At 44.7% G+C, this 20,200-nt stretch carries 18 protein-coding genes and 2 pseudogenes; 8 read left to right on the top strand and 12 right to left on the bottom strand.

Annotation, left to right across the window (positions count from 1 at the left end; all coding sequences use genetic code 11):
- From F4V72_RS11635 to F4V72_RS11580, 12 genes and pseudogenes are all read right to left on the bottom strand, one after another.
- On the bottom strand, positions 1-1,959 hold the full coding sequence (locus tag F4V72_RS11635; RefSeq protein WP_023246106.1) for a site-specific DNA-methyltransferase: 1,959 nt from the start codon (positions 1,957-1,959) through the stop codon (positions 1-3).
- Between the two features lie 189 nt (positions 1,960-2,148).
- Entirely contained in the window at positions 2,149-3,402 is a 1,254-nt protein-coding gene (locus F4V72_RS11630; RefSeq protein ID WP_136058438.1) for an MFS transporter, read from the bottom strand.
- Between the two features lie 323 nt (positions 3,403-3,725).
- Positions 3,726-3,788, bottom strand: a pseudogene (locus F4V72_RS11625) (copper chaperone); the annotation flags it as partial.
- A 68-nt stretch (positions 3,789-3,856) separates the two neighbouring features.
- Entirely contained in the window at positions 3,857-4,216 is a 360-nt protein-coding gene (locus F4V72_RS11620; RefSeq protein WP_023246104.1) for a DUF4156 domain-containing protein, read from the bottom strand.
- Positions 4,217-4,273: 57 nt separating this feature from the next.
- Complete coding sequence (locus tag F4V72_RS11615; protein ID WP_023246103.1) at positions 4,274-4,498, bottom strand: hypothetical protein; 225 nt, start codon at positions 4,496-4,498, stop codon at positions 4,274-4,276.
- Positions 4,499-4,508: 10 nt separating this feature from the next.
- Positions 4,509-5,150, bottom strand: a complete 642-nt coding sequence (locus tag F4V72_RS11610) for a helix-turn-helix transcriptional regulator (RefSeq protein WP_063390188.1) — start codon at positions 5,148-5,150, stop codon at positions 4,509-4,511.
- Between the two features lie 143 nt (positions 5,151-5,293).
- Positions 5,294-5,818, bottom strand: coding sequence for an Ail/Lom family outer membrane beta-barrel protein (locus F4V72_RS11605; RefSeq protein ID WP_053529210.1), 525 nt, complete (start codon positions 5,816-5,818; stop codon positions 5,294-5,296).
- A gap of 411 nt (positions 5,819-6,229) precedes the next feature.
- Entirely contained in the window at positions 6,230-6,718 is a 489-nt protein-coding gene (locus tag F4V72_RS11600; RefSeq protein ID WP_079813385.1) for a hypothetical protein, read from the bottom strand.
- Positions 6,691-7,434, bottom strand: coding sequence for a winged helix-turn-helix domain-containing protein (locus tag F4V72_RS11595; protein ID WP_136058439.1), 744 nt, complete (start codon positions 7,432-7,434; stop codon positions 6,691-6,693). The genes F4V72_RS11600 and F4V72_RS11595 overlap by 28 nt, the downstream gene beginning before the upstream one ends.
- Before the next feature lie 98 nt (positions 7,435-7,532).
- Positions 7,533-9,107 (bottom strand): EAL domain-containing protein, encoded by a 1,575-nt coding sequence (locus tag F4V72_RS11590; RefSeq protein WP_136058440.1) that lies wholly within the window; start codon positions 9,105-9,107, stop codon positions 7,533-7,535.
- Between the two features lie 498 nt (positions 9,108-9,605).
- A pseudogene (locus F4V72_RS11585) lies at positions 9,606-9,906 on the bottom strand (hypothetical protein).
- Positions 9,879-10,613, bottom strand: coding sequence for a winged helix-turn-helix domain-containing protein (locus tag F4V72_RS11580; protein ID WP_053529341.1), 735 nt, complete (start codon positions 10,611-10,613; stop codon positions 9,879-9,881). Before F4V72_RS11580 ends, F4V72_RS11585 begins: the two are co-directional and overlap by 28 nt.
- Before the next feature lie 662 nt (positions 10,614-11,275).
- Here F4V72_RS11580 and F4V72_RS11575 point away from each other — a divergent pair.
- The 8 genes from F4V72_RS11575 (at position 11,276) to F4V72_RS11540 (ending at position 19,848) form a co-directional block, all read left to right on the top strand.
- Positions 11,276-11,812, top strand: a complete 537-nt coding sequence (locus F4V72_RS11575; protein ID WP_136058441.1) for a fimbrial protein — start codon at positions 11,276-11,278, stop codon at positions 11,810-11,812.
- 61 nt (positions 11,813-11,873) lie between these two features.
- Positions 11,874-12,635 (top strand): fimbrial biogenesis chaperone StbB, encoded by a 762-nt coding sequence (gene stbB, locus F4V72_RS11570; protein WP_136058442.1) that lies wholly within the window; start codon positions 11,874-11,876, stop codon positions 12,633-12,635.
- The gene (locus F4V72_RS11565) at positions 12,619-15,174 is read left to right on the top strand and encodes a fimbrial outer membrane usher protein (RefSeq protein ID WP_136058443.1); all 2,556 of its coding nucleotides are present in this window, start codon (positions 12,619-12,621) and stop codon (positions 15,172-15,174) included. The genes stbB and F4V72_RS11565 overlap by 17 nt, the downstream gene beginning before the upstream one ends.
- Positions 15,175-15,178: 4 nt before the next feature.
- Positions 15,179-16,504, top strand: coding sequence for a fimbrial usher protein StbD (gene stbD, locus F4V72_RS11560; RefSeq protein ID WP_023246093.1), 1,326 nt, complete (start codon positions 15,179-15,181; stop codon positions 16,502-16,504).
- A complete protein-coding gene (stbE, locus tag F4V72_RS11555) occupies positions 16,470-17,216 on the top strand; it encodes a fimbrial biogenesis chaperone StbE (RefSeq protein WP_053508621.1) in 747 nt (248 codons plus the stop codon). The genes stbD and stbE overlap by 35 nt, the downstream gene beginning before the upstream one ends.
- 855 nt (positions 17,217-18,071) lie before the next feature.
- Positions 18,072-18,980, top strand: a complete 909-nt coding sequence (locus tag F4V72_RS11550; RefSeq protein ID WP_053508623.1) for a DMT family transporter — start codon at positions 18,072-18,074, stop codon at positions 18,978-18,980.
- A 139-nt stretch (positions 18,981-19,119) separates the two neighbouring features.
- Entirely contained in the window at positions 19,120-19,278 is a 159-nt protein-coding gene (locus F4V72_RS11545; RefSeq protein ID WP_023246090.1) for a DUF5993 family protein, read from the top strand.
- Positions 19,279-19,287: 9 nt separating this feature from the next.
- Positions 19,288-19,848, top strand: a complete 561-nt coding sequence (locus F4V72_RS11540) for a disulfide bond formation protein B (protein ID WP_053508625.1) — start codon at positions 19,288-19,290, stop codon at positions 19,846-19,848.
- Positions 19,849-20,200: the final 352 nt, after the last annotated feature.

Here is a 20,200-nt window from a genome sequence, read left to right as displayed (position 1 = left end):
TTAATAACGCTTCACCAGGTTCACTTTTTGATCAAGCTGTTTTAAGCCGATTTCCAGTTCCCGAATGGATTCAAGGTCGAAAGAGTAGCCGTAAATGACAATAGTCTGAACCGGAAGCTGGTGCGTACCAATGTGGTTGAGCAGATCGCGGGTCTGCTCTGTTCCCCATCGTTCATCAATCAGATACAGGCGCGTATTATCCACATACATGGCGCGATAGCCGGAAAAATCAACGGTCTGTACTTCAATGTCCATTTTATAACCATCGGCGACCAGCCATGTCGTTAATAGGGTCTCTTCGCCGCTTGCACCGCCCGGCACACCCAATCCTCTGGCGGAAAAAGGATTGATCATGTCGGTAAATCCTGATTCGGTGAAAGCGGTCAGTTGACCGCTGGTATTGATAAAATGGCCGGTAGCAATATCGAAGCTATCCAGATCGTCCAGCGTCTGCTGCGTCGGGGTGGCAAAACGATAATGTTTAAAACCGAGATCGCCATTGGTCGCGGGATTGTTAGCGCGGATCTTCGCCGCAACGCGTGTAATTCGCTCACGGCTGATTTCATCAATGGTGTTATAACCCGCTTTTTTCGCGATAGTGTTATTGCTTAATGTCTGATCGATAGTGCATAAAATAAACGTGCGCTGCCCCCCATCTTCTTCATTCAGCGCCATCACCGCATGGGCCGTGGTGCCAGAACCGGCAAAAAAGTCCAGAACGACGCCGTCTTTATCGATAGCGAGCTTGATGATTTTCTTCAATAACGCAGTAGGTTTCGGCGTATCAAAAACGTTGTCGCCGAAGAGATCCAGAATCTCCTTTTTCCCCTCTTTATTCGACGCTACGTTATCCCAGTAATTGGTCGTTGGCTGCCCTTTACTGTGATGCGCGTACATGACTCGCTGGGGAATACCGCCGTTATCTTTGCCAAAATAGACCAAATTATCGGCCACCAATTTTTGGTAACTGGCTTCAGGATAAGCCCATAGCCTTTCGTGTACCGTACCATTAGGCGTGGTAATTTTATAGGTATAGCCGCCGCCGCTCAGCCCTTTTGACACCGTTAACGGCACCGGCCGCCATTTTCCTTCAGGAAACTGTTCGGTCGGTTCTTTATAGGATTTCTGAATATACTCTTTAGAAAGCGGTTCTAAACGTAAGGCGCCCTGACCGGTTTTGGCGTAAACAAGAATGTATTCCCCCTGGATGGAAACGTTATCAGAGTCGTTAGAAATCTCTTTTTTGCGCTTCCACATCACATTGGTGACAAATCCGCCTTCGCCAAAAATCTCATCCATCATTAATTTAAGATTGGCGTACTCATTATCGTCGATAGAGATAAAAATAAATCCGGTATCTTTCAGGAGTTTCCTGGCCAGGAAGAGACGCGGATACATGAAAGATAACCACGCGGAGTGCGTCGATTTACCCTGAATGGATTTTAAACGTGCCAGTTCAGTATCATTAAGACCAAACATATCCTGCAACGCCCGATCGCTATATTCAAAATGATCGGGATAAACAAACCCGTCCGATCCGGTGTTATAAGGGGGATCGATATAGATCATATCGACGGTATCGGCGTAATTATTTTGCAGATGGCGTAAAACATCCAGATTATCCCCGGTCAGAAAAAGATTATGGCTGTTTTTGTTTTCTGCCAGAGTATTGTGTTCCACGTCAGGAACGATAACGGTAACGGATTTTTCACCCGCCTGTTTTTTTGCGTAATCTTTGCCAATAAAATCAATCTGATAACCGCTAGTCAGCTCATCGATATTACGCGCTTTCAGCGCGCGCTCAAATCTGGCGAGATCAAATCCGCCTTTCGCGATCAGTTCGCCCTGCTCGTCATAACGATCGGCGATAAAAAATTCCGGTAATGCACGCTGTAACTCAGACAGAAAGGCGCTATTCGGGGCAACAGACTCGTTGTGTTTTTGGTTATCTTTCAACATGATATCTTCGCTCCGTTGATAATTTTAAGGTCCAACAATCAATTTCTTATAAAGAAAAAAGTAAGCGATGATTGTAATGGTCACGAAAGGCAGATGCCATCATTAACCTTTGTTGTTCGTTGAAAGAGCGTGAAAACCAGCGGGAAGAAGGTGTGCCCCCGGCGACGGCGAGCGCCAGGAGCGTATTGTTTACGTGCGATGACCGACGGCCGACTCCGGGAGTGAGTCGCTATCTGTACCGGAGATGACGACTCCCCGGGTCTCGCGACCAAATGCCACAAATACACAGATTAAAATAGCCACCGCGCCAGCCACGATCGCCATTGCCAACCCGTAATTTCCACCATGCGTTTCCGCGATGCGGGCCTGTAACGTCGCGTTAACCGACGCCAGTAAATTACCTAGCTGGTAAACAAACCCCGGCAGCACGGCGCGCGCATTCGCCGGAACCAACTCATTCAGCCAGGTCGGCACGACTCCCCAGGCGCCCTGCACCATAAACTGCATCAGGAACGCGCCCAGGCCAATGGTGAATGATCCGCTGGAAAATGCCCATAGCGGAAGTACCGGAAGCGCAAGAAAGGCGGCGATCATGATTGCTTTTTTACGTCCAATACGTTCCGATAGCGTACCGTAGAAAATGCCGCCGAGCATCGCGGCAATGTTATAAAAAATCGCAATGATACTAATCAGATGCGGATCAAAACCATGCTGCATCTTCAAGAAGGTAGGATAGAGATCCTGCGTCCCGTGACTGAAAAAGTTAAAGAAAGCCATTACCAGCACCAGATACAGACACAACTTCCACTGCTTGCGCAGAACAGGAAGCAGCGCGGTATCCTCTTTACGCGCTCTGGCCGCCAGCCAGACGGGCGATTCCGGCACTTTAAACCAGATATAAGGCAGCAAGACAATAGGCAGGGCGCCAATCAGGAACATACCGCGCCAGCCTACCATACTGTAGAAGAGGCCAAAAATGACCGAGGCGAACAGATAGCCGCAGGGATAGCCCGCCTGAAAAATTCCTGACATCAGGCCACGCGAACGATCGGGAATGGTTTCCATCGCCAGTGATGACGCGACGCCCCATATCCCGCCCATCGCCACGCCGTACATGACCCGAAAAATCAGAAATGCCATGAAGGTGGGCGACCAGGCGGAAAGCAGTTCAAAAACCGTAAAGAACAGAATATTGAGCATCAGTATCGGTCGACGTCCGTACTTTTCCGCCATTCGGCCAAATAGCAGCGCGCCAATGGGACGTACCGCCAGGGTCAGCATAATCGCAATGGAAACCTCCGATACGGAAGCGTGAAACCATTCGGCGAGATCGCTAAGTACAAAGACAAGGATAAAGAAATCAAACGAATCCAGCATCCAACTGGTAAAGCTGGCAAACGCCACATGTCGTTGTGTCGTCGTCCAGTTCAGGGGGGTGTACATAGGTAGTGTCCTGCATCAAAAAATAACATCAAGCTTTGAAGCGGCGAGGCGCTGATGAGCGCTCCCATCGCCAAAGCGACGTAACAAGGTAGCGTTGCGCTACTTCTTTGTTATGTTTTTGTATATAGCAGGTAAAACGTTAGCAAAAATAGACAAATCATTACATATTATTAACAAAGCTTACTGACACATGATTTGTCACAGTTTTTATAGGGATGATGTCATGCAAAGAAAAGCGAGGCATAGCTATCGTATCGCGACCGGCCTGTCGCCAGACCGGTCGCAATTGACGATTACAGCTCGCGCGGCGGGAAACCGGCCTTTTACAGGGCGGCAGCTATCTGCTCCCCGGATAGCGACGTTTCAACTTCAACCAAACGCATCGCCAGTATGGCGCATGTGTTAAACAGCAATACATTGCCTGCGCTAAATACTCGCCTTATTCAAAATCAGGCTAACGAGGGCAACGATAAACGTTCCCGCTTAATGTGACATTAGTTTGTTTGCTTGAGCCCGAACCGTGCCATGAACTTCCTGTTTGGCCCGCACGCTGGGTTAACAGGACTACCGTATTTCCGCCCATTTTATAAGCTTTGTTTTTCAGATCGTTACGGGCACCCGTTTCCAGGTTACTGTTGGATGTCCAGCCACCGGTAAAGAAATTCCCCTGGCTGCCCGTGATATCCCCTAAGTAGCTGCATTCCTTACCTGGCTCGCTGGTCATCACCCGTACCTGTTCAGCGCCATAATTCAACGAATTAGCACTACATGCGGTTAAAGCCAAACCGGCAAAACATACTACGATCTTTTTCATACTGATACCTGGTCTATTAATCATTAAATCGTGACACGTTCTCTCTTCTGGACGCCGTCAAGGAGCCATATTTAAGATGTAACGAATGTCTTTCATTTGCTGAAGAAAAGTCTCTGTCATGATGCTATCATGTATGCTTGAGGCTATTTCTTGTTCAGTTTTTTCAATATGCTCTCTGAGCCTTATTTTCGTTTGTTCGTCAAGCGACGAGATAAGTATCTTAATGGCAAGCAATAAAGTAGGGCTCATGCTTTCACACTCTCTCATCGTTAACTTTTTCATCTTGTTCACTTCAAGCCTGGCTGGCCTTTTTATCTACATGGGAGATTTTAGATGTAAATATATGGCGACTTCTTTGGTAAATAAATAGCAAATGGAAAAAACGTTTGAAGCCATATTTACGGCAAATACGCAATCTATGAATATATAAAGTCTTGCGACTAATGCCATAGCTACTGGCAATCTGATTCATCGACTTTTTGTATAAAAAATGCCATAACAACTCCTCCTCCTTTTTTGTCAACGGCACGAGTTCACCGACCGCTACATCGTTTGCACAAGCGTATTTAATGAAGTACTCAATAAAAACAGGCTTTGCCAAATCGGGATCGATATCAGGATCTCTATCGCAGCCAGATGGATAAAGTTTTCCAATATCTCTGCGCGTGAGCCAGATTCGACGAGCATGTGGATAATGCTGCATGAGCGTCTTAAAACCTTTCCAGATCCCCTGAATCAAAACTCGTCCATCAATAATAATTATGATATCTTCGCTAGCTGATATCTGACACGAATTATATCCTCCATTCAGTGGGAACATAAAGCACTTCCCAGCCTCGAAGAGTGAAGCGATACCTAAATAAGTATAATAATCATCCGTTAAAACTATGCTTATCGTTTTTAACGGAAGTTGTTCCGATTCTAAATTTATCATAATTTCATCAATAGAATAACGTCACGGTGAGTGTTTTATTGTCCTCTTAATATTACCTGATTGATCCTAACCATCCCTACTCAGTAACAACGCCACGTTATTTTTAGTTCCTTGCCATACACTTAACGCTTATACTTTTAATATCAGAAGCGATAACCTATGCTAACACCAAATGTATTGGTATCAACAGCGAAAAAACGACTTGCTTCCCATGATGCATCGATGGATATGCTTTTAACAGGATTAAATATTACGCCAGCGCCGTAGGCAAAGGAGTCTTCTTTTGAGTGTTTATTAAATTTCATCGTCGCTATACCAGCATTGCCGTACAGGCTCACATAGTCATTAAAACGATATGTCGGCCCAAACATCAAAGAACCATAGTCCACAGAATCGGAACCATTTTTATGCAATTTCCCCTCTTTCCAGGTGTAGTTCTCCATTTCTTTCCGCGTCGCGGTGAATGAGCCTAACATCCCCCAAGTCTCATTGAACTCGTAACGATATTTAAAATTAAAACCTCGCAGATCTTTGCTATCGCTATTTTTCAATGAACTGAGATGGGTTTGTGCATAACCAAACGATACGGTGTGCTGATCGTTAGCCAAAGCTAAAGATGATGCTAATAACAGACCTAAAACAACAAGGAACGAAGACCGTTTTTTCATTAAAAACACTCCATTTTGATATATAATTAAGGCGGTACCGAAACTCATGGCACACAAATAGCATATAAATTAAAAGTGACAGATATGCTTATTAACAGCCATACCAACTGCGGAGGCAATATAACCTGATATGCTCGGTAATGGATATGAAATCTGTCTTACAGAGTTCTTACTTTTTTATTAATAGCGGATTCATAGTTAATTCAAACCAGAAATTCATCGATCACTATATCGCATCCGTCAGGCAGGTTGTGAGTGTTGCCAGAGAATCGCAGTACATCCTTTCGTAAACCTACACGTTATATCTTATTGTTTTTAATATTATTTTAAAGAATCACAGGTTAGCCCTTACTCTTTCCGGAGGGCAATTACGCAAACCACCTTCTGAACGCGTTCAGGTAGCATTCAGATCTACTGTGCGGTACAAACGTTATAAAGCTGCCGATTAAGAGAGTAGAAAAATGTTTTCTCACCAACCTTAGATATTCGAATCTCATTAGCCGCTTGCGGATGCAGAACCCGTAAATATGATAACAGATCGCCAGCCGTGTCTGTGGCAAAGACTTTTATCAAGGATACTTCAAACGTATAGACACCAGGCGCTGTTCGATGTAAATTTTTCATATATACGTCCCGGTATAATATTTTTACAGCATTATCTTTTGTTTTTATTTCATATTGAAGCGTAATTCTTTTCATCTTAAAATCAAGAACAAGGCTACCATCGGCATGAATATTTTTAGGCTGTATCGTTGTTACCGTTCTTGTCGTACATAAAAACTCATCAGTATTAATAAATCGATGGTTATCATTTCGTACCAAAACCACCATCAGCACGACTGAAACAGCCAGCATACCAAGCGTCGCCAAGCTTAATAACGTTCTTTTATGGAAATGCATTTCGGCTCCGCTATATCAAGTTGGTTAAGACACTGGACAAAAATATTTGTGTTAGGAACACGGATGTAATAAATGAATTTCCCATTTTGCTTATGTATTTCATTACTCATCTCAGAGTACGCGTCAACGATATCCGTCAGATGCGTTTTATCATGGCCTACACTATAAAAAGTGTATCCATCATATGAACCCTGGAGAGTAAAGTAATCAATATTTTCGCTCTTAACTTTATAAATCATAAAAAACATCAGGATCGCAGCTAAACAAAAATAGAGCCAACCTTTTCTATTCAGCGTCCCCTGTGTCGGTGAGATAATAGTGTCATTGTGCCGCGTTTCAACCATCGATAATTCTGTTTCAGCAACAGCAGGCAGAGCCGTGTTTTGATCCTCATTACTCAACGGTTCAATGGAAACTGAGAGCAAAACGCCCACGCGAGGACGAGTCACAACAGACGCAGCCTTAAGACCAATTTTATCAAATGATCCTCGTAGCTGGTTAATCAATTTATAATAACTGGCATCAGATACCACGACACCTTTTCGCCCCCAGACATAGTTAATTAAGTCATCTTTTTTAAAAAGGCCTTCATAAAAAGCGATAAGCAAACTACGTTCTGATTCAGATATCGTTATCGACTCTCCGGCACTGGAAAGCGTCATTCGTTCGTAATCAAGAATAACTCTTTTGTCAATCAGGTAGTTGTTCTGACTCATAAAAATATCCGCCTCAGTGCTATAACGTTTCTTCACTGCGTAAACATATTACCAGGATATATCGCACTATTGAATTTTTTCAGTAGCGGGTTTCTGCATTATTCAGACGCCAGGCCGCTCGCTGGCCCGCTCTCCCCGTTGAGCAAACTATTTTGCCGCCAGGCTGACTTATCAAGCCAGCTCATAAAGTCAGTAGCCCTCATCGGCCTGGCATAAAGAAATCCCTGAACGAATCCTACGCCGTGGCTTAAAATGTAACGCAATTGGTGATGAGTGCTGACCCCTTCGGCAACCACATTGAGTCCCAGTCGCTGACTCAGCGTGATGATAGTATCCAGTACAGGAACATCATTGCTGCTGGTATCAATTGTATCGATAAATGTTCTGTCTATTTTAAGATAATTTGCAGGCAATTGTTGCAGATATGAGAGAGAGCAATAGCCAGTCCCAAAGTCATCAATCGCTATTAACACACCTTTTTCACGGAGCGTTGAAAGTTTTTCTGCGACCAGTGAAGGTTCTACAATCAGGCTACGCTCGGTGAGCTCCAGCATAAGCGTTATGATTCCCAGATGAGCCCTGAGCGCCTCTACATCTTGTATAAATCCGTCATCCATAAGATACGCAGGCGATATATTTACGCTGATATAAAAATTATCCGGTACATTCCAGTTTGTTACGTCATGTGCAATCAATTCAAACAAATGACGAGAAAGTGGAATAATCATTCCTTCATTTTCTGCCGCGGTGATAAAAATATCCGGGGTCATAAAACGGCCATCCGGTTGCGGCCAGCGCATAAGCGCCTCCACGCCGCCGCAACTGCCGCGTTTAACATTAAAAACAGGTTGATAATGTACCGTAAACTCATTGCACGCTATTCCCCGCTCAATCTCCCGGGCCAGAGATAAGCGTTTTAAATGCCAGCGCCTGTAGAGCAAAATCATCCCTACAGAAAAGCATAATGATAGCGGAACAAAAATAAAAAGATTGTGTAACCAGTATGCCGATAATGTTGAGAAGGGAGTGCGCACCATCAGTTGGATAGAATGATCTGTTGAGGTGAACCGTTGCGTTAAAAATGCCTTACCGTACAATGTCGCAGCGCTTGTAATAGCATCCCCGGCGCCGAATGTTAGACTAAAACCAGATGCTCTTTCTGCCGCCAATATCTCCATGAGCTCCTGTACATACTGCGAATCCACAATGACAAAGGCCGCTTTATTCGCTGCTATTTTTTTCACATAAACCACGACAAGCCGATCTGGCCCTTCGACCATACTACCGATGGATCGCAGCCACCGAGCCGGATAAGAAGCAGGTAAAGAAAACCCTGCCAGCCGGGAAAAATGATAGCGTTCGGTTCCTGTGACAAAGGAGCAAGTGATATCGCCATTTTCCAGAAACCCAATGTCACGGACATAAGGAGTGAAGGCCCGCGTTCTGGACAGTTCTTTCAGCGTGTCAGTGCAGGAACGTTCAGCCAGACTGGCGGCTTTTCCGGCGACTTGCCAGGAGGCGTTTGACATATCCGCGCTAAACCGCAGCAGCGTATTGGCGCTGACGGCGATATCTCTTTTTAGCTGGAAGATACCCGCGAGTAACCCCGCTAATATCATTACGATCAGTGGAACGGCAATAAACAACATCAGAAATATCTTTCTTACTTTCATAACATTGTCCTCTTACCAGCCTTTCTTTTGCCACTGTACGCTTTGATATGATAACCAAATTAACTTAATATAGAAAAGAAATATTAAGAGATACGTTATATGTTCTTAATGATAGCAAGACAGCACACCCTGTGTCGAAAACATAAAAGAAAATATCAATACTCAACAGATGCAGGATGCCATCGTTAAAATGAGTGATAGCAGATATCTAAAATAAAGTCACGTGCGATATGTTAGTCTGACACTAAGTTAACATAATAATCATGGCACGAATACCAATTAAAAACAGTATTACTCATTGTAACTCAGCATTACTACTGGTGGTACACACATTATATAAATGCCGATTAAGCGAAAACATATAGGTGTTTTTTCCAATGTTGACAATCTTTAACTCATTAATCGTACCGGGTTGTAATAGTCTCAACCAGGAGAATAAATCGCCAGCAGTATCAGAGTCAAAAGTCTTCACTGAATTGACTTTAAAAGTAAATGTTTTCATACCTGTTCTGCGCAGTTTACTGATGCAGATGTCACGGAAAAAAAGCCGTTTCTCTTTCGTATCGGTAGTAACATCGTAGTGTACGGTAATCCTGCCGGATTTAAGATCCAGAACCAGTCCACCATCCATGTACAGTTTTCGTGGTTCAATATAAGCCTCTGATTTTGTCGTGCATATAAGATTATTGGCTCTATAAGAATCACGTTTTATCCACCCAAGCACTGTTACAGACCCTATTACGATAATGATTATGAATATAATAAACATAATCAATAACGTTCTTTTACTGTAATACATTTTGGCACCGCCATTTCAACAGGATTTAAGCATTGTAGAAAAATATTCAGATTAGGTTCTCTGATATAATAAAGATGGCGTCCATTCTGCCTGTAAATTTTAATTTTCAGAGAGTTATAGGCAAAAACCACTTCGCTTAACGTGACCTTATCCTCTTTGGTTTTATAGATTACATAATCATTATATTCACCAAGATACGTAAAAAAAGCATCAGGACTTTTACGGGCAGGTGCACTATATATATGAAACATCCCATAGAATAATATCAGAATAATGACTCCTGCTAATACTATAAAAGCACTGTTATGTTTAATTTTATAGATTATGCTTTTCCGCGACAGGTTGCCATTAACGTTTTTATCCTGTACCTTTACGGTGGTTATTTTTTTTATAGGCTCAATGGAAACAGACAACGACACACCAACCCGAGGGCGAGTTACGATGTCAGATGACTGTAGACCAATGCTACTAAAATCATTTCTCATTTGATTAATAAGTTTATAGTAACTTGATTCTGAGACACAGCCTCCACGATTTTCCCAGACAAAATGGATAATATCTTCTTTTTTATAAAGGCCTTGCCAAAAAGCAAGAAGTAAATGGGTCTCGGCTTCTGATATTCTGAGTATCTCATTACCCTGCGATAAGGTCATTTTCGTACTATCAAATACAACACGCTTATCAAGTAAAAATATGCTTTCATTCATGACAATCCTAAAGGTAACTGCATCCATCATTCAGACAACATATTATCATGCTCAAAAAAGAATTCAGCCCCCTAATTAACTTCAGTTTAACTTAAAAGTATCATACATAGTAAACAATAATTGACACTCACATCAATTAACCATTAAAAATCAAAATATTACAGTGAAATCTGAATGTTTTTTTACCTGAATGCAAACTTAGAAAAATTCTGAAAGCCAAAAAGTAAGAAAAAAGTAAGACTAATTATACGGCTTCAGAAGCACATTTCAGAAAAGTTTCCTTAATCTCACTATCGTATTATCCATCGGGAGTTTTAGCTGATGCGGATTTTACATAGCAAAAGTGTGTAGATTTGTATTGCAACGTCGTTAATCTATTCAGTCACGGAGAGAATTATTATCGAATTACGCTCACTCAAATGATAACACTATCAGTTGTACTAATGAGGTATACGGGCTAAAGCGCTTATCGCTCTATTTCAGCAAAAGAGAAATAATCCTATCAGTTTGATATCGCATTAAAGATAGGCAGGAGGGTATAGCTTACATCCCAAAATAGAGTTAATGATGGTTAATTTTACCACGTCTCCATAAGCACGAAACATTTGGGCGAATTGCACTCGCCCTGAAAAAAGTAAAGATTAATACAGGAACTTTATAATATGTCTATGAAAAAATATTTAGCCATGGTTACAGGCTCGTTTCTTGTCTCCAGTAGCGCGATGGCTGTTTCTGATAATACCATCACCTTTCAAGGGGAAGTCACTGATGAAACGTGCTCTGTCGTGATTAATGGCAATCAGGCTAAACCCGTCGTGTTATTGCCGACAGTAAGTACTAAAGAGTTAACAGATCAAGGGAAAACGGCGGGGCCAGTCACGTTTGACATTGGGCTGTCCGGGTGTACCGGCTCTAAGGACAAAACAACAAAAATCTCCACCGTCTTTGTCGGTAATCAGGTCACCAGTAACGGTAACCTGGGTAATACTGGCAGTGCGAAGAATGTTGAAGTTCAATTGCTCGACATCTCAGATAATCCAATCAATCTGACCGGCGGTTTTACTGGCGACGGCGACCTACAGCTGGAGCCAAATGCTTCTGAAGCGAGCGCGACTTATACCGCACAGTATTATTCTACCGGGAAAGCAGAGGCAGGGACAGTCGCTGCCACCCTACAATACGCCGTTTCGTATAAATAATTGTCGCTACGGTCTGGTGTTGAACCACCAGACCATTTTCTATCGCCAGGGAGTTGTTGAGATGAAAATGGATACCCGACATTCCGGATTATGTTACTTAATAGTTTTTCTATTCCTGGCCCTACCCGCCACAGCATCGTGGGCGAGCGTTACTATTTTGGGTAGCCGAATAATTTACCCATCGACAGCCTCCTCCGTAGATGTGCAGTTAAAAAATAATGACGCAATACCTTATATCGTACAAACCTGGTTTGATGATGGCGATATGAATACCAGCCCGGAAAATAGCAGCGCGATGCCGTTCATTGCCACGCCGCCAGTATTTCGTATTCAACCCAAAGCTGGCCAGGTTGTACGCGTAATTTATAACAACACGAAAAAATTGCCGCAGGATCGTGAGTCAGTATTCTGGTTTAACGTATTACAGGTGCCCCCAACGAATATTGGCAGCGACAGCGGGCAAAATAAAATGTTGGTGATGCTGCGTTCAAGAATAAAACTTTTCTATCGTCCTGACGGGCTGGGCAAACCTGATAATCTGGCGAAAAAACTACAGATTAAAACGGTTAATAATGGCTCCGGAAAAAGCGGTATTGTTATTGTTAATCCGCTGCCCTGGTTTGCCTCTTTAAGTAACCTGAATGTAAAAGTGAACGGCGCTTCGTATAACCTGGATGCTGACATGATTGCCCCTTTCTCCAGCCAAACCTGGTGGCTGCCGGGCAAACGGTCACTCAAATCCTTCTCCGGTACAGTCACCGTTACTTTGGTTAACGACCTGGGCGCAAGGATAAGTGAGAGCTACGATGTCCCCCACCATTAATTTGAACCGCAAAAGCCTTGCGCTATTGATCGCCATATTTTGCTCAGGCTCCGCACAGGGTGAAGAGTATTATTTTGATCCTGCGCTACTTCAGGGGGCCACTTACGGACAAAATATTGCCCGTTTTAATGAACAGCAAATGCCTTCCGGAGACTATCTTGCCGACGTTTACGTTAATGGCACGCTGGTAACATCGAGCATTAATATTCGATTTAATGCTGTAAAAGAGGGTCAACAAACTGAACCCTGCCTGCCCTTATCGGTGATGAAAGCGGCACAGATAAAATCACTCCCCGCGACTGACGCTGCGACCCAGTGTCGCCCGCTCAGGGAGTGGGTACCTCATGCCGGCTGGCAATTTGATAGCGCCACGCTTCGCCTGTTGCTGACGATTCCGATGACCAAACTTACGCACAAACCGCGTGGTTATATCTCACCTTCAGAGTGGGATAGCGGCGCGCTGGCGCTGTTTTTACGCCATAACACAAACTGGACCCACACCGAAAATACCGATAGCCATTATCGTTACCAATACTTATGGAGCGGTATAAACATGGGCGTTAACCTCGGACTTTGGCAAGTCCGTCATCAAAGTAATCTGCGCTATGCCAATAGCAGCCAGAGCGGAAGCGCCTGGCGCTATAATAGTGTTCGAACCTGGGTGCAAAGACCTGTCGCGTCCATTAACAGTATCCTGTCGCTGGGCGATAGCTATACGGACTCCAGCTTATTCGGCAGCCTGTCCTTTAACGGGGCTAAGCTTGTCACCGACGAGCGGATGCGCCCTCAGGGAAAACGCGGTTATGCGCCGGAAGTTCGGGGCGTAGCGGCCAGTAGCGCACACGTGGTAGTAAAACAACTGGGGAAAGTGATTTATGAAACCAACGTTCCGCCGGGCCCGTTTTATATTGACGATCTGTACAACACCCGTTATCAAGGCGATCTGGAGGTAGAGGTTATCGAGGCCAGCGGTAAAACCTCGCGTTTCACCGTGCCTTATTCTTCCGTGCCGGATTCGGTACGTCCCGGTAACTGGCACTATTCGCTGGCCTTCGGCAGGGTTCGTCAGTACTACGATATTGAAAATCGTTTCTTTGAGGGAACGTTCCAGCACGGCGTTAATAACACCATTACCCTCAACCTCGGTTCACGAATTGCGCAGCGTTACCAGGCATGGCTGGCGGGCGGCGTCTGGGCCACGGGTATGGGCGCGTTCGGCCTCAACGCCACCTGGTCGAATGCGCGCGCAGAGCATAATGATCGCCAACAAGGCTGGCGCGCGGAACTCAGTTACAGCAAAACGTTTACCACCGGCACTAACCTGGTACTGGCGGCTTATCGTTATTCAACCAACGGTTTTCGCGATCTTCAGGACGTGCTCGGCGTACGCCGGGAAGCGAAAACGGAGATTGATTACTACTCCGACACGCTGCATCAACGCAACCGCCTGTCTGCGACGGTAAGCCAACCGTTAGGACGGCTCGGCACGCTTAACCTCAGCGCCAGCACCGCAGACTACTACAATAACCAATCGCGTATAACACAGCTACAAATGGGATATAGCAACCAGTGGCGGAATATAAGCTACGGGGTGAATATCGCACGACAGCGCACCACCTGGGATTACGATCGCTTTTATCACGGCGTCAACGAACCACTGGATGTGAGTAGCCGACAAAAATATACCGAGACAACAGTGTCGTTTAATGTCTCTATACCGCTGGATTGGGGCGAAAACAGAACCTCTGTCGCCATGAATTATAACCAGTCCCGTCAAAGCCGTTCCTCAACCGTATCAATGACGGGCAGTAGCGGTGAGAGCAGCGACCTGTCATGGTCAGTTTATGGCGGCTACGAGCGTTATCGCAATGGCGATAGCGGCGCATCAACGACGTTTGGCGGTAATCTACAACAGAACACCCGGTTTGGCGCACTTCGCGTCAACTATGACCAGGGCGATAACTATCGTCAGGAAGGACTGGGCGTGTCCGGCACCCTGGTACTCCACCCTGGCGGTCTGACGGCTGGCCCCTATACCAGCGATACCTTTGCGCTCATCCATGCCGATGGCGCGCAGGGCGCGGTCGTACAGAATGGTCAGGGCGCTGTGGTTGATCACTTTGGTTACGCCATTCTGCCTTCGTTATCTCCTTACCGCGTCAATAACGTTACGCTCGATACCCGTAAGATGCGCAGCGATACCGAACTAACGGGAGGAAGCCAGCAGATTGTGCCTTATGCCGGAGCCATCGCGCGTGTCAATTTCGCCACTATCAGCGGCAAAGCGGTGCTGATCTCCGTGAAGATGCCAGATGGCGGCATACCGCCAATGGGCGCTGATGTTTTCAACGGTGAAGGCATAAACATCGGAATGGTCGGCCAGAGTGGACAGATTTATGCCCGTATCGCCCATCCGTCCGGCTCTCTGCTGGTGAGCTGGGGAAAAGGGGCAAACCAGCGTTGCCGGGTTGCCTACCAACTCGATCTTCACACAAAAGAACCGTTTCTCTATCTGAACAAAATCTGCGAGAAGGAATAGCACAATGCTTTTTAGTTTCCGAACGCTGTTGTTTATCACCAGCCTGTTCGTTAGCGCCGGAACATGGTCGTCATGTATAAAAGTCATCGATAAGAGCGCGCTCTCTGACGCGGCGATAAAAGCTGGCTACACGGCGCAAAACTGGCTCGGCGCAACTGACACGAATACCGGTAATATCGGTTTGCCAACGGTAATTAGCATCAGTAATAGTGAAAAATTTCAACCCTCCGGCACACTATTGGCCAGTGGCATCGGTAACTTCCTGACAGCCGCCACCGGAACGCCCTATTCCAGTAAACAGGTACTTTACCGCTGCGATTCCGCCGATGCCGGGAAGCTCTATGAGATGTATTCGACAAATGGCGATAGCGCTTTTGCGGGAGCATTTTTTACTCCCGAAGTAGAAGGCGCCTATTATGATGTGGAGCGTAATGTTGCTGTCCGTATGACAAACCTTAGTACCGGCGAATATTACAGCCGTTTCTGGAAAGAACGCCAACTTACCGCAGACAGTTGGTTTCAGGATGATAAATATATTTATATTCCTGCCAGCGCGTTTAGCAACGTGTTATATGAGATGTTTAAAATTGACTCAAGCCAATATTTTGTCTACCAGAATCCACTGGACAGAGATACCTGGACGCAGCCTCGGGGTTATATAGCGTTTAAAGGCCCAGGCTTGCTTACTGAGCAAATCAAAACGGGACTGGATCATGCTATTGATTATTATGGCTGGCCTAAGGAGTGGCCCGGGGCATGGAGTACCTATAATAGCGTCACGTATGTTCGCGGAGCGTTATGTAAAATCACAGATTATCCTGCGATCGTGAAAATTCCCCCTGTGGCAGTCGGTGTATTAGCTGCCGGGGGGAGTAGCCAGGTACCTTTCCACGTCAGCCTGGAATGTGAGTCCGGCGCCGTATCCAGCCCCCGTCCAACCATTAGTGCCGCCAATGTCGCGATGGGGTTTGTAGTTAATCAACCAACCGCCGTGGCGGCGGCGCATCGCCTGGGGCTAACCACATCCGCAGGCGGTCTGTCGTGGCTACTGGACACCCATTATGGTGAACCCGGCGTAGCTTCCGGAGTGGGTATCCGCATCTATAACGATGCCGGTACGCCGATTAACCTGTTGCCCGATCGTATCAAGACGGGTGCCGGCAACGCCCGAGGCTGGTATGGCTATAAAGATTTAACCACACGGGTATCATCCGGTTCAGTAGAAACCTACAGCGGTGATTTTACTGCCTCGCTTGAGGCGATCGGCGGACAAACAGTAACGGCAGGAAGCGTGAATGCGCAATTACAGGCAGTGGTTAGTTTTCAGTAAAGTCATATTAACGCTACTCTGGTTGACGGGATGGTATGGTCAAGCACAAGCCGCCGTTAATATTGACAGAACCCGAATTATTTTTGCTTCAGATGATATCGCTCAATCGTTGACATTATCCAACGATAATACAACGCCGATGCTGTTACAGGTATGGACCGACGCCGGAAACATTGACGCCTCTCCGGATAATAGCAAAACGCCGCTGGTGGCGCTGCCGCCGGTATTTAAAATGCAGCCAGGAGAACTGAGAACGCTTCGCCTGCTCCTGAGTTCCCGCCAGCAGCTTGCAACGGACCGGGAGAGTCTCTTCTGGCTAAACATTTATCAGATACCGCCAGTCACCCAGGACATTAAAAACAACCCGCGAAAACTGGTATTACCGCTTCGTTTGAGGCTAAAAATTTTAATCCGCCCGACCGGGTTAAAAGCGCCAACGGAAGCGGAGGAGAAAAAATTACGCTTTATTGCTAAAGAGAATAATATACGGATCGTTAACCCTACCTTGTGGTATATGAGTTTAACGTTAACGATGGATGGCAAGAAAAGTATCGGGGATATCATGGTTGCGCCGAAAACAGCACTTAATGTGCCGCTAACACGCTCGCCAACGCCGGGAACATCGATAAATTATGCAGTAATCAATGAATCTGGAAACTGGCGACAATATACAGCCATACTGGAAAAATATAATATGTCAGTTATTCATTGAAAAAAACCGACACGCTTAACGTATCGCGTCGTAGTGTGTCTGGCATCTATGTTACGTTATAAACTGTTTTGCTCTGGTAACCCATTATGTTCTGCGGCTACGTAATGGGTTTTACAAGCTCTGGTGATGAATCTGACTCAGAACAAATTCTTCCAGGTAGCCGTACGGCCAGGAGAAGTAATTTAGAAGCGGATCACAATTTTGTTAATTGATTAGATTTTATCCCAAATGGCGCCAGTATTAAGGTCGCCATATAAAAACATTCTATTACAACGAGTTATCTCCTCCTGCCTCCGCCCCGGCGCAAAGCTATAGGTTTTTTCTATCTCCTTGTGAAACAAACAATTATTCTTGATACGGTGCTGATTAACAATCGTTCGCGGGCAACGTACATTCAGCGAGTTTCAGAGCTTCCTGACGGAATTCAGCCGGTGCTGTTTCCGGGGCTTCTTACTGGTTGATACAGATCCTGCCTCTTACCTTGAGAATTTACTCATTTAGCCGTATGTCCACTATGGGTGGATAAGATCATTTATCATCGTAAGGGTTGAAAGCGATAAGTTAAACTTGTCCTGGCTCAACAAGGGAACCCGACTAATGATGAGCTCTTCATCTTCAAGGCGTTTTATGCCTTCCAGCAAGAATAGACATTAAATCGACAACTGCTGCCAGGTCTTGCAGGCGCAGTGGACAATGGTGTGGTAACAGCCTGAGTCATTTCTTATTTTTCTCATTCAGCATAACTGCATCTTCTGATAGAGAAATTTTTATCTAAACATATAAAAAACACAGTGAAGAAAATGCTACTTTTTTCTAGCTAAAAAGCTACATTAATTTTTTTACGGAGAGCATCTTATGCGCAAGGTGTCGATATCTATATTATTCCTGCTAGTTTCACTAACCTGGGGGACTACATGGTTGGCTATGCGAATTGCCGTTGAAACTATCCCTCCAGTGTTTGCAACCGGAATGAGGTTTATGTTTGCAGCACCTTTTTTAATCATCATTGCATGGTTAAGAAAAAAACCGCTGTTGTTTCCTCCCGGACAACGATTATTCCAGTTTGTGATTTGCATCTTTTATTTTTCTATTCCTTTCTCACTAATGATTTATGGTGAAACCTATGTCAACTCTGGGCTTGCCGCCATTATCTTTGCGAATATGCCTGTGGCCGTTTTGATAGCATCGGTTTTGTTTCTAAATGAAAAAGCGAAACTAATGCAGATCGCGGGCTTAACTATCGCAATCACTGCATTGACGGGGATACTTCTTGAAGAAACGAATACAAGTACAGAGAGTCACTGGCAGGGTATCACTGCGCTTATTTCTGCTGTGTTAATCCATGCCATAATATATACACAATGTAAGAAAAGAAGTTGTACTGTCTCTGTTATCACATTTAATGCGCTCCCGTGCCTTTTAGCTGGGTTGATACTTTCTGCGACAGGATGGTTTTTTGAAAGACCACAAGTATCAACCTTCTCAGTACACTCAATATTAGCTACCCTGTATCTCGGGGCTTTTGCCGGAGTTTTTGGTATCCTGTGCTACTTTGCGCTTCAGCAAAAGGCTAATGCCTTCCAGGCTTCGCTTGTATTTCTTATCTTTCCGCTGATTGCGGTAAGTCTGGAAGACTATATTTATGGATATGCTATTTCAACACACTCAATGCTGCTTATTATACCATTAGCTATCGGGATATTTCTTACTCTTGTCGCCAGAAATATCTCTGTAACCAGCAGATGCCAGGATAATTCATCATAGAAATAATCGATTTATAATAACGCAAATAATTCCTGATGCCTTACTGAGCTCCGACTAATGCGGGGTGGATAAGCTGGAATACAGACCCGGTAATACACAGCCATTATATTTAACAAGCAATGTAATAAAGGAGTTTTTTATGTTCATGTTTCTGCCATTCTTGCTTGCACTGAGCGTGGCAATGGGGGCCATAAACAGAAAGGATAAAGTCAGCTACATTCTGTGGGGCGTTTTACTCATCGTCACTATTTTATCATTCATTCATCATATGACCAATTCACTGGCTTTGTCATTTTAAGGAGTGTGTATGAAAACGCATCATCATCCAACAACATTTGTTCATCTGATTAATCAGGTGGGACTCCTTGGGATATGCGTTGCTCTGGTTGTAGCCTTTTATTATCAACTCGTTAGGCATGAGCTGCCTTGTCCAATTTGCTTATTACAGCGGGCTGGTCTCATCATCGCCGGTTTTGGCTTTTTATTTAACCTCTGCTTTGGTCTACGAGGTATACATTACGGGATGGTAATTATTGGCAGTATCCTGACCGGAGTTATGGCATCCCGGCAAATGTGTTTGCATATCATGCCCGGTGACACAGGATATGGTTCTGCATTTTTTGGATTACACTTTTATACCTGGACTCTGATTACGTCAATTCTGATTATTATTGCTGTTGCGGTAGTTCTGGCAATCAGTAGCATGAATGTTGCATTTCGTTCATTGAATATTAATCCGGACCTGTTCAGTATTGTCGGTTGGGTATTTCTGTTACTGATTACTGCCAACCTTATTTCAACTGTACTGGAATGTGGCGGAGGGGAATGTGCTGCTAACCCGGTCACATATAAGCTACTGTCGAAATAGGATGTTGCCTTTCTGAAAACAGGCCTCCTGACGAGGACAGTTCTCCGGTTATGACGCACTTTTAAAATGACTGATTGGTAAATATATAGCAAGCACCTGTCTTGTAGAAATTGGAATGATTATGGGCTAACACGGACGTTTCAGTAACGTTGTAATGGTGCAATAATAGGAATCAAACTTACAACCTTCGCATTACGAATACAATGTTTATACCTTTCCAACCTACTGAACAACCACATCATAATACGCATTTGTCTTTATAAAATATGCGACTAATTTAAATCATATGTGGATTTAAATTGACTAACGTTGATGTGTATTCACTCTGTTTACTTACCCCAGCCATTACATT

Origin of the sequence: Salmonella enterica subsp. diarizonae (assembly GCF_008692785.1) — a bacterium.
Classification (GTDB): domain Bacteria; phylum Pseudomonadota; class Gammaproteobacteria; order Enterobacterales; family Enterobacteriaceae; genus Salmonella; species Salmonella diarizonae.
Note: the sequence above shows the minus strand (reverse complement) of the source record. Positions and strands in the feature narration are given on the sequence as shown.

Bases quoted from the DNA above. Each gene is read 5' to 3' on its own strand.
- F4V72_RS11635 (WP_023246106.1), bottom strand. From the start codon at position 1,959: ATGTTGAAAGATAACCAAAAACACAACGAGTCTGTTGCCCCGAATAGC.
- F4V72_RS11630 (WP_136058438.1), bottom strand. From the start codon at position 3,402: ATGTACACCCCCCTGAACTGGACGACGACACAACGACATGTGGCGTTT.
- F4V72_RS11620 (WP_023246104.1), bottom strand. From the start codon at position 4,216: ATGAAAAAGATCGTAGTATGTTTTGCCGGTTTGGCTTTAACCGCATGT.
- F4V72_RS11615 (WP_023246103.1), bottom strand. From the start codon at position 4,498: ATGAAAAAGTTAACGATGAGAGAGTGTGAAAGCATGAGCCCTACTTTA.
- F4V72_RS11610 (WP_063390188.1), bottom strand. From the start codon at position 5,150: ATGATAAATTTAGAATCGGAACAACTTCCGTTAAAAACGATAAGCATA.
- F4V72_RS11605 (WP_053529210.1), bottom strand. From the start codon at position 5,818: ATGAAAAAACGGTCTTCGTTCCTTGTTGTTTTAGGTCTGTTATTAGCA.
- F4V72_RS11600 (WP_079813385.1), bottom strand. From the start codon at position 6,718: ATGCATTTCCATAAAAGAACGTTATTAAGCTTGGCGACGCTTGGTATG.
- F4V72_RS11595 (WP_136058439.1), bottom strand. From the start codon at position 7,434: ATGAGTCAGAACAACTACCTGATTGACAAAAGAGTTATTCTTGATTAC.
- F4V72_RS11590 (WP_136058440.1), bottom strand. From the start codon at position 9,107: ATGAAAGTAAGAAAGATATTTCTGATGTTGTTTATTGCCGTTCCACTG.
- F4V72_RS11580 (WP_053529341.1), bottom strand. From the start codon at position 10,613: ATGAATGAAAGCATATTTTTACTTGATAAGCGTGTTGTATTTGATAGT.
- F4V72_RS11575 (WP_136058441.1), top strand. From the start codon at position 11,276: ATGTCTATGAAAAAATATTTAGCCATGGTTACAGGCTCGTTTCTTGTC.
- stbB (WP_136058442.1), top strand. From the start codon at position 11,874: ATGAAAATGGATACCCGACATTCCGGATTATGTTACTTAATAGTTTTT.
- F4V72_RS11565 (WP_136058443.1), top strand. From the start codon at position 12,619: ATGTCCCCCACCATTAATTTGAACCGCAAAAGCCTTGCGCTATTGATC.
- stbD (WP_023246093.1), top strand. From the start codon at position 15,179: ATGCTTTTTAGTTTCCGAACGCTGTTGTTTATCACCAGCCTGTTCGTT.
- stbE (WP_053508621.1), top strand. From the start codon at position 16,470: ATGCGCAATTACAGGCAGTGGTTAGTTTTCAGTAAAGTCATATTAACG.
- F4V72_RS11550 (WP_053508623.1), top strand. From the start codon at position 18,072: ATGCGCAAGGTGTCGATATCTATATTATTCCTGCTAGTTTCACTAACC.
- F4V72_RS11545 (WP_023246090.1), top strand. From the start codon at position 19,120: ATGTTCATGTTTCTGCCATTCTTGCTTGCACTGAGCGTGGCAATGGGG.
- F4V72_RS11540 (WP_053508625.1), top strand. From the start codon at position 19,288: ATGAAAACGCATCATCATCCAACAACATTTGTTCATCTGATTAATCAG.